The sequence below is a fragment of the Campylobacter concisus genome (assembly GCF_902460535.1).
Lineage (GTDB): Bacteria > Campylobacterota > Campylobacteria > Campylobacterales > Campylobacteraceae > Campylobacter_A > Campylobacter_A concisus_AS.
In genome coordinates this window covers 108,822-125,788 of the sequence record NZ_CABPTV010000008.1, presented here as the reverse complement: position 1 = coordinate 125,788, position 16,967 = coordinate 108,822, and the positions used below count along the sequence as shown (strand labels likewise).

Below are 16,967 nucleotides of genomic sequence, written 5' to 3'. Positions count from 1 at the left end.
CTATTGCGTGGTAAATTTTACTATCGGCTTCAATAGAAAGTTTAAATTTTTGATTAAAAATATTTAGATTTTCTATTTTATTTATTATCGCATCGATTTTATCGCTGTATTCTGATATTTTTGATATAGAGTTATCTTTTAAAATATTGTCATTGTAAAACTCGAGTATTAAATTTATCTGTTTAGATAAATAAAACCAAAGGTATTGCATTTGAAATTGTATTGGTATGTATCTGTATTTATCTTTTTTATTTTGTAATATTATCGTATGAAAGCGACCATTAAAAAAGTATAAATTATCGTGTTTTGAGTTTGCTGATTTTATTTTTATAGGAGAACTATAGTTTTGATTTCTTTCAGCTAATGAATTTAAATTTAGTAAATAATTTGAGTATTTTTCAAACTCCTTATCATTTAAGTTTTCTAAGATGGCTACATTTGTTATATTGCCGCTATTATTTAGTATTTTAAGGCTATCTGCACTATCTTTTAAGTTAAAATTTACAGCTATAAAATTCATTGCCTCTTTGATTAAGCTATCTTGTAAATTAAAAATAATAGACGGTAGATACGAACTATCGGTTTCTTTAACAAAGATATTGCGAATACAATTATAAAAATCTAATTTGTCTTGTTCATGACTTGTGACATTTTCTATATTATTTAGCGGCAAAACAAAGTCAAGCTCATACACTATACAAAATTGAAATAGCCTGTAGTCAAACATTAAGTATGCTTGCAAGCCATTGTCATCTATAAAATCAGATATATTAAATTTGTCGTTGATATTAAAATGATCACTTTTCAGTTCTGCTTGTAAATCTTTATAATTTATAAGTTGGTTATCTAAAATTATAAATGAACTATATAGATTAAAAAGTTCATCCATAGTTTGTTTCCAACAAGGTGCTTTAATATTCTTATATTTTTTAAAATTTTCAATATTTATTTTTGTATCAAAGAGCTTTATTAGCGTTTGTGTATTGATTTCTATTGGTTGAATAATTGTGGTTTTAATATGTATCACAAAAACCCTTTTTCTTTATCGTCAAGGTACTCTTTTTTTAATGGTTCTTTGTTGTAGTCTATAACTATTTCATCATTTTTATTTATTTGTTTTATTGTTTCTATGCGAATTGGATTGTATTTTATCTCTACATTTGGCATACTTGAGTGATTTATATAGCTGTATTTTGTTCTAAATGCTCGTACAAGTAATGTTTTGTTGCTAAGTGCGTTCCACTCCATAAAAATATAGTTTTGATATTTCCCTAAATTTATACTCTTTGCTATTTCATCATAGTGATCCCAGCTCATTACTTGTCCATCTAAAAAGCAAAGTATTGTGCCACTATCTAAATTTTTATTAGCAAAAAGTCCAAATCCGTGAATTTTACTTTCAGCAATATATGTAAAATTTATATTATCTATTACGGTTTCATTTATAAAGTCTATGTCTTTTGTTACATCTGTATCTTTTTTGCTCAAAATTTATCCTAGTTATTTAAAAAGTAAAGCCAATAAAAATATTGGCTTTAAAATTATTTTGAAATATCTTTTCCAAAATATTTCATTGAAATTTCGCTTATCTTGCCCTCGGCTTTTAGCTCATTAAGCGCTTTGTTTATAGCTTCTAGTAGCTCGGTGTTGCCCTTTTTAAGAAGTGCAGCTGTTGGCATCGGCTCGTTGCTAGTGTATGCGATCTTTAGCGGTGCATTTGGGCGTTGTTTGATGTAGTCAAAAAATGTGACGTTGTCATTTATCGTATCATCAGCTCTTCTTGAGATGATAAGCTCTACGCCTTTGCTAAAGCCATCAGCCACGACCACTGTTGCGCCGTTTTTCTCAGCTATCGCTGCCCAGTTGCTAGTTGCAGAGTGCACGCTTTTTTTGCCCTTTAGATCAGCAAAACTTTTGATGTCGTTATTGTCTTTATGCACGACTATTACAGGATATGGCATGGTGTAAGGCACGCTCATGTCATACTTTTTCTTTCTATCTTCGTTTATACTAACTTGATTAAACACCACGTCAGCCTTGCCAGCGTCAAATGCTGCAAGCATCGCGTCCCATGGAGCTGTTAGAAACTCTATCTTTAAATTTAGCTTCTTTGCTACAGCTTTTGCGATATCTACGTCATATCCTACTAGCTCGCCCTTTTCGTCATAAAATGAGTAAGGTGAGTAAGTGCCTTCAGTTGCAACTATAAGCTCGCCTTTTTTGATAGTTGAAGCATTTAAATTTAAAGCTAAAAAAGCACCTGCGATAAAGCCAAAAACGGGCTTAAAATTCATTGATTCTCCTTATTTAGAAATGTCTTTGCCGAAGTATTTAAGCGAAATTTCGCTTAAAACTCCTTCTTTGCTAAGCTCATTTAGGGCATTATTTATCTTATTTAGTAGCTCTTTGTTACCTTTTTTAACAATCGCAGCCGTATACATCGGCTCATCGCCAGCTTCGATGATCTTTATAGGGGCGTTTGGATGTTGTTTGATGTAGTCATAAAACATCACCGCATCATCTATCGTATCATCAGCTCTTTTTGTGATGATCAAATTTATCTGATCGCTCAAACTATCGGCCACAATTAGCTTGGCGCCATATTTTTCAACGGTTGGTATCCACATGCTATTTACTGAATGCACGCTTCTTTTTCCTTTTAGATCAGCAAAGCTCTTGATGTCGTTATTGTCTTTATGCACGACGATGGCTGAGTAAGAGAGCATATATGGCACGCTGTAGTCATACTTTTTCTTTCGCTCATCGGTTATACTAACTTGGTTAAATACCACGTCAGCCTTGCCAGCATCAAATGCCGCAAGCATCGCATCCCATGAAGCTTCGATAAATTTTGGTTTTACGCCTAGTTTTTTAGCCACAGCTCTTGCTATCTCTACGTCATAGCCCATTAACTCATCTTTTTCATTGTGAAATGAAAATGGCGAATAAACACCCTCGGTCGCTATCCTTATGACACCATCTTTCTTGATCTGCTCGTAAGAATTTGCCGAGGCAGAATTTAAAGAGAACAAGCAGCCAACTACGAAGGTTACACCAAATTTAAAAGCACTAGAAAATTTCATACAAAACTCCTTATTAAGAAAAATAAAATCAATAACGGAATTTGCAAAAAAAGAAAATTTTTTAAGATTTATGCAAATGTCAGTCGCAACTGCGACCTATGTGATATTTTGGCGCTATTTTATCACAAAAATAAAAGGGCGGCGGCTCACTCCGCTAAAAGTGAGACCGCTAGAGCTTTAACGCCCTTAAAATCAACCTTACCGCTTGCAAGTGTTGGTATATCATCAACGATGAATATATAGCTTGGCATCATTATAGGAGCTAGGCTACTCTCTTTTAAAATTTGCTCGATATTTTCAGGCTCTGTGCCACTTTTTACTAAAAGTGCGATCGCTTCGCCCTTTTTACTATCTGGCACGTTTGCGCTGCTAAAAACAACATCGCTACCAAGCACCTTTGCAAGCTCTTCTTCAACGCTTCCAAGGCTTATCATCTCGCCACCAATTTTAGCAAATCTTGAGTATCTATCGACGATAAATACAAAGCCGTTTTCGTCTATGTGGCCTTTATCGCCAGTTTTATAGTATCTTACGCCGTCAATGTGCGTGATGACCTCGCTTGTTTTGGCTTCGTCGTTTAGATAGCCCTTCATCACCTGCGATCCGCCGATCACGATGAGTCCGTCGGTGCCAGTTTCTAGCTCTTCAAGCGTCTCTGGGTCGATTATTTTTATGACTGTGCCAGGTAGAGGCATGCCAACGCTGCCAGGTCTATTAAATGTAAGCTCTTTTAGGCTCTCTTTTTCTAGGATATTTGGCATATTTACAGCAGCTACTGGCGCCGTTTCGGTCGCGCCATATCCTTCATAAATTTCTATGCCAAATTTGAGCCTAAACTCGTCTTTTATCTCAGGTTTTAGCTTTTCAGCCCCAGCTACGACCATTCTGGCACTTTGAAACATCAGTGGATGAAGCTTTTTGTTTCTGGTGTAGAGCCTAAAGAACGTTGAGGTACCAAAGATGATGCTAGCGCTGTGTCTTGCGGCCATTTTGCCGATAGTCGCTCCGTCTGTTGGGTCAGGCACGCTTACCATTTTTATGCCCTCGCAAAGTGGCATAAGAGTGGTGACTGTTAGTCCAAATGAGTGAAATACTGGGAGCGAGTTTAAGATGACGTCATCTTTTTTGAAATTTAGAAGTTCGCTTATTTGCTTAATGTTTGCAAGTAAATTTTTATGGCTTAGCTCGATGCCTTTTGGCTCGCCCTCGCTACCGCTACTAAATAAAATGGTAGCTGTATCTTCTAAGCTCACACGCTTAAAATAGCAAAGCTTAATGAGCCAAGTTGGAGCAAAAAACGCAGTTAAAAGCGCTATAAATTTCTCTTTTTTTGAGACGCTAGCTGAGAGATCTTCAGCAAATTTAGCCTTGCCACTCATCGCATCTTTTAGATCAAAGCCCTTAAGTGCGAGCTTTTCAAGAAATTTACTAGATGTGATAACTGTGTTTATATTTGCCTTTTTTAAGGCGTGATTTAGCGAGGTCTCGTTTAGCGTGTAGTTTAAATTTACGCTCACTTTGCCCATCGCAAGAAGCGCCATATTGACGATAGCTGCGATGCTTGAGCTAGGTAGTAAGATGCCTATATTTTTCTCATCTTTTAGCTCTCGTTTGAAAATTTTGATAAAGACTAAAACAGCTGTTATAAATTTCAAATTACTTAAATTTAACCCAGTACTGTCGCTCACGCACTCTTTAAATTTATCCTCTTTTGCGTTATTTAGCCATTCGCTTGTTAGCGGTTTTTGCCTTGAGATGAAGCTCTCCCACGATGAAAAGCTAAGCTCAAGCACCTTTTGCTTCATCTTTGCAGCGTTTATAAATGTAGTTATTGGCTTGCCAAAGGCGACGATGATATCGCGTCTGCCGTTTTTAGAAGTGAGGTCTTTGTAAAATTTACTAGCTCTTGAAAAGCTAGATCCCCAAAGGCCACGAAGATAAAATGGCACGATGCAAATTTCTTCTAGATCTCTGATGATAAGCTCAAAGCCCTTTTTAAACTCATTTATCTGGCCGTTGTAGCTGATGTGTCCCTCTGGGAAAAGTGCGACCACTTCGCCATTTTTTAGGCACTCTCTAACTAGCTCGATCGACTCTTTGCTAGCTCCTGCGCCTATCGGGATCACTTTAAAAAATTTAAAAATTTGCTTTAGATACCATTTGTTATAGATCGTTCTATACATGACAAATCTTATGCCCCTTGGGCTTGCAGCTTGAAGTACGAGCCAGTCGATCCAGCTGATGTGATTGCCAAGAAGTAGTGCGCCGCCACTTTGCGGTAAATTTTGAAGTCCTTCAACAAAAAAGCGGTACTTTGTCTTTAAAAATGGCAGTAAAAGTAGCCTTGTAAAGAGATGTGGAAGCTGCAAAATGGCGTAAAAACTGCCGATTAGGCAAACAAGCGCTGTAAAGACAAAGAGCCCAGTGGTTGAAATTTCAAAATATACTAAGCCTATGCCAATGGCTAAAAATAGCAGCATTGAGACGTTTTGCAAGAAGTTGTTTGCTGCCATTATCTTGCCAGTGCTCTTTTGCGGGGCAAAGTACTGGATCATCGCATTTAGTGGCACTATGAAAATTCCGCCAAAAAAGCCAAATGCAAATGAGCTAAGGCTCACTACGCCGATATTTGAGCCAAAAGCGAAAAATAAAAGTGAGAAAAATATACCCATGGCGCCCATCGGTACGATACCAAGCTCGATGTGTAGCTTTGACATAGAGCCAGCCACGTATGAGCCAAATGCTATGCCTATGGCGCTTACTGCAAGGATTGCCTGCACCGCTAGCGAGCTATCGTCATTGAAAACCGCCTTGTAGTGAGCTGGGAAGGCCGCTATTATGATCTGAGAGATGCCCCAAAATATGCTAAGTCCAGCGATGCTTAGCCAGATATTTTTATCTGATCTTACCTCTTTTAAATTCTCTCTTAAGTAGCTAAGGCTGATGTATTTTTTGAGCTCAAATTCTCCGCTTTGTTCGTTTGTTTCGCTGATATAAGGTAGCTTGTAGGCAAAAAATGCTTCAAGTGCGCTAAATACGACTAAAAAGATGCCGATAGGATAGACGCTTTTTAAAATTTCTTCCGAGTTTTCGCCTTGGATGTATAAATTTTCAAATATAAATGAAAATAAAAATGAGCTAGCGAGTATTGCGACGATGGTGAGTGCTTGGATGACGCCGTTTGCTGTGCCAAGTCGCTCAGTGCCGACGAGAGCTTTGATGATGCCATATTTTGCAGGCGAGTAGATCGCACTTTGAGCAGCTAGTATGAGAGTGAGTGCAAATGCCACGCCAAAAGCGCCCAAAAGGTAGCTAATAAGCACCGCAACGCTGATAACAACGCCAAAGACGGCGCAAATTCTAATAACCTTTGTCTTTGCAAATTTGTCATTTATAAAGCTTGAAGGGGAGAATAAAAATATAAATGGAAGCAAGATCATCGCATTTATAACGGCTGTTAGGATGAAAAGCGTGTCGCCTGAGTAGGTCTTTAAAAGGACGTTTTGGATAGTTATTTTGTGTGCTAGATCGACACTTGCGTTTAAAAATGCGATCGCAAGATAGGGCAGGAAGCCAGTGACTTTTAGTAAATTCCTCATGAATAAAGCCTTATTTAGATTTAAAATTTTGTAAATCTAACAGCAAAATATTTAAAATATCATTAATAAAAAACTCTAGCCATAAATTTTGTGGCGAAATTTCTTTGAAAAAATTTAAATTTTATATGCTTTTTGATAAAATCCGCCTATCAAAAATAAGGAAAAATTTATCATGAATTATGAAATCATCATCGTTGGCGGCGGACATGCTGGCATTGAGGCAAGTCTTGTGGCTGCTAGAATGGGCAAAAAAACTCTACTCATCACTATCTTAGCCGAGCAAATAGGCGCTGCAAGCTGTAATCCAGCCATCGGAGGCCTTGCAAAAGGGCATCTTGTAAAAGAGATCGACGCGCTTGGTGGTCAAATGGGGCTTACAACTGACGCTGTTGGCATCCAGTTTCGCGTGCTAAATGAGAGCAAAGGCCCAGCAGTACGCGGTAGTCGTGCTCAGATCGATATGGATAGATACCGCGTTTATATGAGAAATTTGCTTTTAAACACTCCAAATTTAGAAATTTCTCAAGAGATCGCTACTGAAATTTTAAGCGAAAATGGTGAAATAAAGGGCGTTAAAACCCACCTAAATAACACATATAACGCAAAAAAAGTAATAATTACAACTGGCACATTTTTAAACGGGCTAATCCACGTTGGATTTAACAAACTTGAAGCTGGCCGTGTGGGCGAGCTAAGCGCAAAGGATCTAAGCTCTAGCCTAAGGGAGCTTGGGCTAAATTTAGGCAGGCTAAAGACCGGAACATGCCCAAGGATCGATGCAAAAACGATAAATTTTGAAATTTTAGAGAAGCAAGATGGCGATCAAGACCCAACGCCTTTTAGCTTTAGAACTAAAAATTTCTCCCCAACGCAGCTACCATGCTACATCGCCTATACAAATGAAACCACCCATGAGATAATCCGCTCAAATTTTGACAAAGCGCCGCTTTTTACAGGCCAGATCGAGGGTATCGGGCCAAGATATTGCCCTAGTATCGAGGATAAGATAAACCGCTTTGGCGACCGCGACAGACACCACCTTTTTGTCGAACCTCAGACCCTTGAAGCGACAGAGTACTACATAAATGGCTTTTCAACGAGTCTGCCTTATGAAGTGCAAGTGCAGATGCTCCGCTCAGTAAAAGGCTTTGAAAACGCCAAAATCGTAAGGCACGGATATGCTATCGAGTACGACTACGTCGAGCCAACACAGCTAAAACATAGCTTGGAGACTAAAAAAGTAAAAGGGCTATACTTGGCTGGGCAGATAAACGGCACAACTGGATATGAGGAGGCCGGCGCTCAGGGACTAATGGCTGGTATAAATGCAGCGCTTTCGCTAGATAACAAAGAGCCGCTTATCTTGCGCCGTGATGAGGCGTATATCGGCGTTTTGATAGACGACCTTGTGACAAAGGGGACAAAAGAGCCATATAGGATGTTTACGAGTAGGGCGGAGTATCGTTTGCTTTTGCGTGAGGAAAATGCCATTTTAAGGCTTGGCGGATATGGTCATGAGCTTGGGCTGCTTGATGATGAGACTTTTAACGAGATCAAAAATATAAGAAGAAATTTAAAAGAGGGGCTGGAGTTTTTAAACAGCACTCAGATCACGCCAAATAAGGCAAATTTAGAGCTTTTAGCTAGTCTTGATGAAGAGCCGATCAGCCAAAACGTGAGCCTTCAAAAGATCGTAGCTAGAAAGAGCTTTACGGCTGAAAAACTAAGAAAGCTTGATGAGAGATTTGCCACACTTGATGATGCGAGCATGGATCAAATTTTAACCGAGTGCAAATATCAGCACTACATCGGCGAGCAAAAAAATCAGATAGAAAAAATGAAAGATATGATGGATGTAAAAATCCCTGAAAATTTTGACTTTAGAAGCATAAGCGGCCTTAGTAACGAAGTGGTCGAAAAACTTGAAAAATTTGCCCCGCCAACGCTTTTTGCGGCGAGTGAAATTTCAGGTATCACGCCAGCAGCTATCGATATCTTACATATTTATATAAAGATGAGCGAGAAAAAGGCTTAAATTTAAGCCTTTTATAGTTTTAAAGTTTAACTAGCGTTTAAAATTTAAAACAAAGTCACTCGTTTTTAGTAGTTGCTATTTATAATTTTTTAAGTTTAATAAATTTTATTATTAAAATTTTCTATTTTACAAGCGATAAAATAGAAATTTTTTTTATCTTAACGTTTGGGCACTAGATCAAATTTCTCTTTTATAAGATGCTCGAAGTCGCGATATGCAGGCGTTTTTAGATAAATTTATTTCAAATTTTAGTGTAAAAAAAGCTTAAATTCACTTTATTTTTATAAACTATATTATGAGATTATAGTTTTTTAATTTTTTGAGAGTATAATCGTTTAAATTTTATTTATAGAAAGGAAATTAATGTCAGTAAAGCAAGAAAGACGAAGCTTTATCGGCCTTGCGTTTGGTGCAGTGGCAGCTGTTGGTGGCGCTATGTCACTAGTTGCCATGAAGAAGACCTGGGATCCGCTCCCTAGCGTAAAAGCTGCTGGTTTTACAACTGTCGATCTAAGCCCGATCAAAGATGGCGAGATGAGACAGGTTGAGTGGCGTAAAAAGCCTATCTTCATCCTCAAAAAAAGTCCAGATATGGCTAAAAACGACAAGAGAGATGTAGTCGTTGGAGATGCGAGATATGTAGTTCTTATCGGACTTTGCACACACTTAGGATGTATCCCTGAGTACAAGTCTAGCAAGCAAATTTTTGTCTGTGCCTGTCATGGCGGCGAATTTAACGTCGATGGCATACAGACATACGGACCTCCACCAAGACCGCTTGATATTCCACCATTTAAGATAGATGGAACCAAGCTAGTTCTAGGCGAAACAAGCCCAGAATATGAAAAATTAGTAGCTAAAGCTTAGGAGGTTAGCGATGTCTTTATCTCATAAATCAACTGGCGTTATTGACTGGCTTGACCAGCGCCTAGCTTTTACAAAACTGATGAAGGTTTTAGTTAGCGAATACTGGATCCCAAAAAATATAAATTTCCTTTGGGCGATGGGTGTCATCTTGACAACGCTTTTCTTGCTTTTGATCATCACTGGCTTTTTGCTTATGATGTATTACAAACCAGACATACATTTAGCCTTTGATAGCGTAAATTACACTATCATGCAAGAGGTCGAGTACGGCTGGCTTTGGCGTCATATCCACGCGATTTCAGCATCGACTATCTTTCTTATCATGTATATCCACTTGCTTACTGGACTTTACTATGGCTCATACAAAAGAGGCAGAGAGGTCATTTGGGTAAGTGGTATGGTGCTATTTATCTGCTTTTCAGCAGAGGCATTTAGCGGCTATATGCTTCCATGGGGTCAGATGAGCTACTGGGCGGCCACTGTTATCACTCAGCTCTTTGGTGGCGTGCCAGTTATCGGTGATGCTTTGGTTGAGTGGATTAGAGGCGATTACGCAGTTGGCGACTCGACACTTACGAGATTTTTCATGCTTCACGTATGCTTGCTACCACTTGTAACTATCGTTGTTTTGGTTATCCACTTCTACTCACTAAGAGTTCCACACGTAAATAACCTAACAAGCGAAGATATCGACTTTGACGTAGAGGCTGAGGTCTATCTACACGGCGACAGAGCAAAAGCTAAAGTTATACCATTTTGGCCAGGATTTTTGGCAAAAGACTTCATGTATGTATCATTTTTTATGATATTTGTTATGTATCTTGTTTGCTATCACTTTGGCTTTGCGATGGATCCTATCAACTTTGAACCAGCAAATCCGCTAAAAACTCCACCACACATCTACCCAGAGTGGTACTTCTTGTGGCAATATGAAATTTTACGTGGCTTCTTCTTTGATATAGCAGGAATTTCAGCTTACAACATCGGTCTTATCGCGTTTGCCTTTGCGGGCGTGGCATTTATGCTTATACCACTCTTTGATAGAAGCGACCTTGTAGCTCCAGCTCATAAAAGACCACTATTTTTCGTATGGTTTTGGGTGCTAGTTGCTGACCTTATCGTTTTATCTATATATGGCAAGCTTCCAACAGGCGGCATCAACGACTGGATAGGATTTTATGCGTCACTACTATTTTTAGTGCTATTTATAATCGCACTTCCAGTTATCACAATACTTGAAAGAAAGAGGGGCTAATCATGAAAGAGCTTAAAAATTTTGCCATCGTTGTTATCCTTTCAGGTATTTTATACTGGGGTATCGAGCCTTACGCTCACACAAAGCTTCATCCGCACACTGCAAATGCTGAGTATAACTTCTCAAAAGAAGATACTGACTATGCAAAGCACTTTTTAGAGCAGAAAAAAGAGGTGCTTGAGGCTGCAAAAGCTGGCGGCAACAAAGCTAGTATAGAAGCAGCTACAAAAGATGTCGAGACAGCACAAAAAATTCTTGATGACTACACAGCTTTTTGGGCTGATATAAACTCGATCGACCTTGCAAAAGGTGATGCTGCAAAAGGCGCTGAGACATTTGGCGCAGCTGGATGTACAGGATGCCACGGCATCGAAGCAGCTGGCACTCCAGCTAGTATGGATGCTGAGACAGCTAGCCAAAGCTTTGGCGTAGTACCACCAGATCTTAGCACAGCTGGTAAAATTTATGACGAGAGATTTTTGGCTGCACTCATCAAAAATCCAACTATGGCTGTAAAACTATCTCATAAATTTAACGACGAGCATCCTTATCCGATGACTGCATTTATGGGTGCTGGCGGCGATATAAACGCTGAGATCGCTGACATAGTTGCTTACCTTAAAAAGGTATCAGCTGACGCAGATGCAAAGAGCAAGATCACCGAAGAAAAGGTCTTTGCTGACGCATGTCAAAGATGCCACGATATGAAGTATGATAAAAAATATACTCTTGGCAACAAAGTAAGCCTCGCAGCTTATATGGGTTCAAACCCACCTGATCTATCTATGATGATCCGCTCAAAAGGTGCAGACTACTTGCATAAATTTATAAACGATACTCAAAAGATGCTTCCAGGCACTGCTATGCCTAGAGTTGGCTTAAACAAAGCCGCTGAAGATGACATAGTATCTTACATCCAAAAAGTAGGCGACAGTAAAAAGGCTGAGCGTGAGAGTACAGGCATTTACGTGATGATCTACTTCTTTATATTAGGAATTTTCGCTTGGCTTTGGAAACGCAAAGTCTGGAGCGAACTCCACTAAAATTTAAGAGCCTTTTTGGCTCTTAAATTCTCTCAAGTAAATTTACATATATAAATAGGTATGTGATTTTTTAAATTTATTCTTTTACAAATATAATCAAGCTGTCTTTTAAATTTTAAAACTTTCATTCACCCCTAAGAATTGACTACTAAAATTTAGCTTCGCTTAACGCTTAGCTCAAATTTTAGAGCCGAAATTACTCGTTCATGAAATTTTAAAATTTGATAGAAATTTCTTAGAAGCAAACCGCATACAATGCGCCAGCACCATTGCATGCACCTCTAACGTCGTCGGGGTTAGGGGATTGTTAAGGGGAGAGCTCTTTTGCTTCGCAGGCTCGCAACTGCAAGCAGACCGTAATTCAAGCCTCTTCCCTCTTAACAAAGAAACAAAACTTTAAATTTTTAAAAAACTATTCTGTAAATTTTAAAATCTTACTCGCCTTAGCAGACTGCTAAATTTAGGGCTCATAGCCACTCGCCACTAAATTTAGAGCCGTGATATGCTCGCTCATAAAATTTAAAATTTGCTCAAATTTAACAAAACCCCATGCAGTGCGCCGCCACATGCGCCTCTCTACCTAGCCTCTACCTTTGGCATCTGTAGCATAAAATTTCTAGCTTCTCTTAAAAGTACCGGTTTAAGTGCATCTGTTAAGGTTTTTGGATCGTAAATCCTCTCATACGAAAGCATCATAACCCCATCTTTTTTAAGTAAAAAGTGGATTATTTCTATATTTTTGCTCTTAGTTTCATCTTTTATAAGAGCTAAAATTTGATCATTTTCTTCGCTAAAAAGCACGTTTTTATCTTGCTTAAGAGCCTTTTTTAGCTCTTCTAGCTCGCTTTTTGTCTTGGCATCTTTGTCAAATTTTACCTTAAAAGCGGCAAAGTGCTCGTCCATGTTTTCATTTTTTAAAAAGTAAAAACTCTCATTTTTAATCACTTGCTTTTTATAAAATGTGCTGCCATCAAATTTAAAACTCTCAACTAAATTTAGCTCATCTGCCAAAGAAAAGACACCAAAAAATATCAAAATAAAAAGGCTAAATTTACGCATAAAATTTCACTCCAAATTTCTAAAAATAGCCGCCATTTTGCCCAAATTTTGCTTAGCTTAATCAAAAAATAACAAAGCTTTTTATACAATCAGGCATTTTTATTTTAAGGATCTTTTTGCAGTTACACCAAGCAAGCGAGCTTAGCATCCTTGTCGTTTTGGCATTTATCGTCTTTGCTTCGCCTTATATTTCTAAAATTTTACGCATCCCAGTCGCACCTGCTGAGATACTACTTGGAGCGGTTGCAGGCTACATCGGAGTCGTTGGCGACAACGAGATGTTTAAGCTCATCAGCGAAGTTGGCTTTTTCTTTTTGATGTTTCTAGCTGGCATGGAGATCGATCTTAGGATGCTCATAAACATCGACCGTAAAATTTTGCGCCTCGGGCTCATCTATCTAGCGCTCATCTACGCTCTAGCCACGGCCCTGACGCTAGGACTTGAGCTTAGCCTGCTTTACATCATCATCATCCCGATAATGGCCGTTGGTATGGTATTTACGCTATTTAAGGAGTATGGCAAGCAGCAAGAGTGGCTAAATTTAAGCATGCTAATAGCAACTATCGGCGAGCTTTTAAGCATCACGCTTCTAACATTTACCGCTGCTTACTTGCAGTTTGGAGCGAGTATAAATTTATGGCTAACGATAGGCTATTTGATCCTGTTTTTGGCTATTAGTGTGCTTAGTTTTAAAATTTTGGATGTGCTTTTTTGGTGGTATCCGGGGCTTAAAGTGGTGCTCATGCCACACTACGACAAGGACGAAAAGGACATCAGGCTTTGCATCGCGGTATTTTTCACGATGATAGCCTTGATGCTATATCTAAATTTAGAAGTCGCCTTTGGTGCGTTTATCGCAGGTATGTTTATCACGACATTTTTTGATCACAAAAAGGACTTGCCACACAAGCTTTCAAGCTTTGGATTTGGCTTTTTGGTGCCGATATTTTTCATCCACATAGGCTCGACTTTCAAGCTTTCAAGCTTAGGATCTAGCGAAGTGATAAAGGATGCTATTTTTATATTTTTAGCGATGCTTGGCACCAGAGTTGTATCTAGTTTGCTCTTTTTGGGCAAGCTTGGCTTTAGAGGGATATTTTTGTTTTCAGTTTCGCAGTCTATGCCGCTCACTCTTTTGATCGCAGTTGCTACTATCGCACACAAATCAGGCGAGATAAGTGACTATTCTTACTCATCTTTCATCCTAGCAAGCCTCGCACAAGCTATAATAGGAGCTATAATCATCAAAATTTTAATGCAATCAAAAAGCAAGGAGTAAAAATGTCATCAAATACAGCCACACTAATCGACAACCGAACTGGCAAGAGCTATGAATTTCCTATCCTAAAAGGCACTATGGGGCCAGACGTCATCGACATATCGACCTTCTTTAGCGACACTGGGATGTTTACCTTTGACAGAGGTTACACCTCAACTGCGATGTGCCGCTCAGCCATAACCTACATCGATGGCCTAAAGGGCGAGCTCATGTATAGGGGCTACGACATCGCCTACTTGGCTGAAAATAAGACATTTTTAGACGTTGCCTACCTGCTTTTAAACAAAGAGCTACCAACGAGCGAGCAATACAGGGGCTTTAAAGACGAGCTTAAAAAAAGAAGCTTCATACACGAGGGTATGATGAAGCTTTTTGACGCATTTCCAGACAAGGCGCACCCTATGGCGATCTTGCAGGCAGCAGTCTCAGCGCTAAGTGCCTTTTACTCAGACCACCTAAATATGGATAAGCCTGAAGAGTACCACGAGATGGCTATGCGTATCATCGCTAAGATCCCGACGATAGCGGCCTTTAGCTACCGATACTCACGTGGCCTTCCTATCATATATCCAAATTTAGATCGTGGCTTTACAGAAAATTTCCTCTACATGATGAGGGGCTATCCATACGAGCACGTCGATCTTAAGCCTATCGAGATAAAGGCACTTGATACGGTCTTTATGCTGCACGCTGATCACGAGCAAAATGCCTCAACGACTACTGTTAGGACTGTTGGCTCTACGCACGCGCACCCATACGCATGTATAAGCGCAGGTATCGGCGCACTTTGGGGCTGGGCTCATGGTGGGGCAAACGAGGGTGTCATCCGCCAGCTTGAAGAGATCGGCTCGGTCGCAAACGTCGATAAATACATCGCTAGAGCAAAGGATAAGAACGATCCATTTAGACTAATGGGCTTTGGTCACAGGGTCTATAAAAACTTCGACCCGCGCGCAAAGGTGCTTAAAAAGATGAGAGATCAGCTCATGGATGAGATCGGCATTAGCTCAGAGCTTATAAAGATCGCCAACCGCATTGAAGAGATCGCGCTAAATGACGACTACTTTGTAAGTAGAAATTTGTATCCAAATGTTGATTTTCACTCAGGGCTCATCCTAAAGGCGCTTGGCATACCAAATAATATGTTTGCCGTCATCTTCGTCATCGGCAGGACGCCAGGCTGGATCAGCCAGTGGATAGAGCTAAAAGAGCAAGACACTATAAAGATCGTCCGCCCAAGACAGCTCTACGTCGGAGAGGCAAACAGAACACCAAAATGAGCGAGCTTTTAAATTTAGCCATCAAGGCTGCCATCAGCGCTGGGGGTGAGATAATGAAAATTTACTCATCTAATGGCAAGGCGCTCAAAGTCTGCCTAAAAGATGACAGCTCGCCGTTAACTAGCGCTGATCTAGCGGCAAATGAGGTGATACTAAAAGAGCTAAGTAAAAGTGGGATAAAAATTTGCTCTGAAGAGAGCATCTTGCAAGATAGCGATAAAGATGAGTTTTGGCTAGTTGATCCGCTTGATGGCACAAAAGAATTTTTAGCTAGAAACGGAGAATTTTGCGTTTGCATAGCGCTTATAAAAGAGGCTAGGCCGGCGCTTGGCGTCATTTTTATACCAGTTGGCAAAGAGCTTTTTTACGCTGATGAAAACGGCGCTTTTAAAGAAATTTTAGGCGCTAATGATGAGGTCATAGCAAAGCAAAATCTAAATGAAAAAGCTAAAAACTTAAATAACTTCATCTTTTCAAGCAGAAGAGGCGAGACGAAGAGGGTCACGCTTATAAGAGATAGTTTAAATTTAGAGCAAAAATGCATCGGATCTGCCATTAAATTTTGCCGTTTAGCCGAGTTTGGCGGGATATATGTGAGATTTAGTCCAAGCTATCTTTGGGACAATGCCGCAGGTGAGGCTGTGGTGAAATTTAGCGGTGGCAAGGTCTTAAATGCTAGCGACAGATGTGCGCCAAGTTACAAGCTAGCGGATTTAAAAAGCCCATTTTACGTAGCTTTTGGCAAAAATACTTTGGGCTTAGAAGATGAAGTTTTTAAGCTTATAGAGCAGGGCAGATAAGGCTACTTGCACCTTATCTCGCCACTCATCTTTAAAAATGCGCTTTCGTTTTGCTCTAAAAATTTATTTGCCGCTTCCAAATCTTGAAATTTATCTTTTAGCCTGATTACTAAAGTGCCACATTTTAGCTCTCTAGCTCGCTCTAAACTAGCATCAAAGCTTTGAGTTAGATCATTTATGCTTTTTATCAAAAGATCGTTTTTGCCTAGCTCTTTTGCGCTAAATTTAGCGTGTCTCTCAGCCCTTACTACGCCAAAATAGTTTGCGACTTTAGCGTTACTTATGTAGATAAAAACCCCCTCACGCAAGTTACTACTAAACGCCACTGCATCATCTTGCTCAAGTATCTTTGCAAGCTCCTCTCCGCCGTAGTTTAGGCTGCTTTTAAGGTTTAAGTTTTTCACGCTTGGCTGGCTAGCGCAACCTGCTAGAAATATACAAAATATAAGAGCTAAAGTTCTTTTCATTTTAAATTTCCTCAAGCAAATAGAGCATGCTAGCTATCTTTATAGTGCCTGCCACATAGTTCAATATATTTGATACAACCTTGTTTCTTTTTATCTCCTTGCCATTTGTTTCAAAAAACTTGACATCATTTTCTTTTATAAATTTTAAAGCTTTGGCTACAATATCTTCTAAGTTATTTTTACCATCTAGTAGTAAAAA

At 39.3% G+C, this 16,967-nt stretch carries 14 protein-coding genes and 1 pseudogene; 7 read left to right on the top strand and 8 right to left on the bottom strand.

Annotation, left to right across the window (positions count from 1 at the left end; all coding sequences use genetic code 11):
• The 5 genes from FZ945_RS07885 to FZ945_RS07865 form a co-directional block, all read right to left on the bottom strand.
• Positions 1-1,027 (bottom strand): hypothetical protein (locus tag FZ945_RS07885; protein WP_187424186.1); only part of this gene is annotated, 1,027 nt, incomplete at its 3' end.
• Entirely contained in the window at positions 1,024-1,488 is a 465-nt protein-coding gene (locus tag FZ945_RS07880) for an SET domain-containing protein-lysine N-methyltransferase (protein ID WP_187424185.1), read from the bottom strand. The genes FZ945_RS07885 and FZ945_RS07880, both read right to left, overlap by 4 nt.
• A 53-nt stretch (positions 1,489-1,541) precedes the next feature.
• On the bottom strand, positions 1,542-2,294 hold the full coding sequence (locus tag FZ945_RS07875) for an amino acid ABC transporter substrate-binding protein (protein WP_148803742.1): 753 nt from the start codon (positions 2,292-2,294) through the stop codon (positions 1,542-1,544).
• Between the two features lie 9 nt (positions 2,295-2,303).
• Entirely contained in the window at positions 2,304-3,083 is a 780-nt protein-coding gene (locus FZ945_RS07870) for an amino acid ABC transporter substrate-binding protein (protein ID WP_148803739.1), read from the bottom strand.
• 146 nt (positions 3,084-3,229) lie between these two features.
• On the bottom strand, positions 3,230-6,682 hold the full coding sequence (locus FZ945_RS07865; RefSeq protein ID WP_148803737.1) for an acyl-[ACP]--phospholipid O-acyltransferase: 3,453 nt from the start codon (positions 6,680-6,682) through the stop codon (positions 3,230-3,232).
• A gap of 172 nt (positions 6,683-6,854) precedes the next feature.
• On the opposite strand from FZ945_RS07865, the gene mnmG reads away from it, so the two are divergent.
• The 4 genes from mnmG (at position 6,855) to FZ945_RS07845 (ending at position 11,882) form a co-directional block, all read left to right on the top strand.
• Entirely contained in the window at positions 6,855-8,717 is a 1,863-nt protein-coding gene (gene mnmG / locus FZ945_RS07860) for a tRNA uridine-5-carboxymethylaminomethyl(34) synthesis enzyme MnmG (protein ID WP_148803735.1), read from the top strand.
• Positions 8,718-9,080: 363 nt separating this feature from the next.
• Entirely contained in the window at positions 9,081-9,584 is a 504-nt protein-coding gene (gene petA, locus FZ945_RS07855) for a ubiquinol-cytochrome c reductase iron-sulfur subunit (protein ID WP_103567972.1), read from the top strand.
• 10 nt (positions 9,585-9,594) lie between these two features.
• Entirely contained in the window at positions 9,595-10,839 is a 1,245-nt protein-coding gene (locus FZ945_RS07850) for a cytochrome b (RefSeq protein WP_103630182.1), read from the top strand.
• Positions 10,840-10,841: 2 nt separating this feature from the next.
• Complete coding sequence (locus FZ945_RS07845) at positions 10,842-11,882, top strand: c-type cytochrome (RefSeq protein ID WP_148803733.1); 1,041 nt, start codon at positions 10,842-10,844, stop codon at positions 11,880-11,882.
• Between the two features lie 576 nt (positions 11,883-12,458).
• Here the strand turns inward: FZ945_RS07845 and FZ945_RS07840 are convergent.
• Complete coding sequence (locus FZ945_RS07840) at positions 12,459-12,941, bottom strand: hypothetical protein (protein ID WP_148803731.1); 483 nt, start codon at positions 12,939-12,941, stop codon at positions 12,459-12,461.
• Between the two features lie 116 nt (positions 12,942-13,057).
• Here FZ945_RS07840 and FZ945_RS07835 point away from each other — a divergent pair, with 116 nt between their 5' ends.
• Genes FZ945_RS07835 through FZ945_RS07825 form a run of 3 tightly spaced genes read left to right on the top strand, consistent with a single transcriptional unit; the run spans position 13,058 to position 16,301 of the window.
• A complete protein-coding gene (locus tag FZ945_RS07835) occupies positions 13,058-14,221 on the top strand; it encodes a cation:proton antiporter (protein ID WP_021085423.1) in 1,164 nt (387 codons plus the stop codon).
• 2 nt (positions 14,222-14,223) lie between these two features.
• A complete protein-coding gene (locus tag FZ945_RS07830) occupies positions 14,224-15,501 on the top strand; it encodes a citrate synthase (RefSeq protein WP_107714346.1) in 1,278 nt (425 codons plus the stop codon).
• Entirely contained in the window at positions 15,498-16,301 is an 804-nt protein-coding gene (locus FZ945_RS07825; RefSeq protein WP_148803729.1) for a 3'(2'),5'-bisphosphate nucleotidase CysQ family protein, read from the top strand. Before FZ945_RS07830 ends, FZ945_RS07825 begins: the two co-directional genes overlap by 4 nt.
• Positions 16,302-16,303: 2 nt before the next feature.
• Here FZ945_RS07825 and FZ945_RS07820 read toward each other — a convergent pair whose 3' ends face one another.
• Positions 16,304-16,768 carry a damage-inducible protein gene (locus FZ945_RS07820; protein WP_148803727.1) on the bottom strand — a complete coding sequence of 155 codons (465 nt, stop codon included), beginning with the start codon at positions 16,766-16,768 and terminating at the stop codon, positions 16,304-16,306.
• Between the two features lies 1 nt (position 16,769).
• Positions 16,770-16,967: pseudogene (locus FZ945_RS09905) on the bottom strand (class I SAM-dependent methyltransferase); the annotation flags it as partial.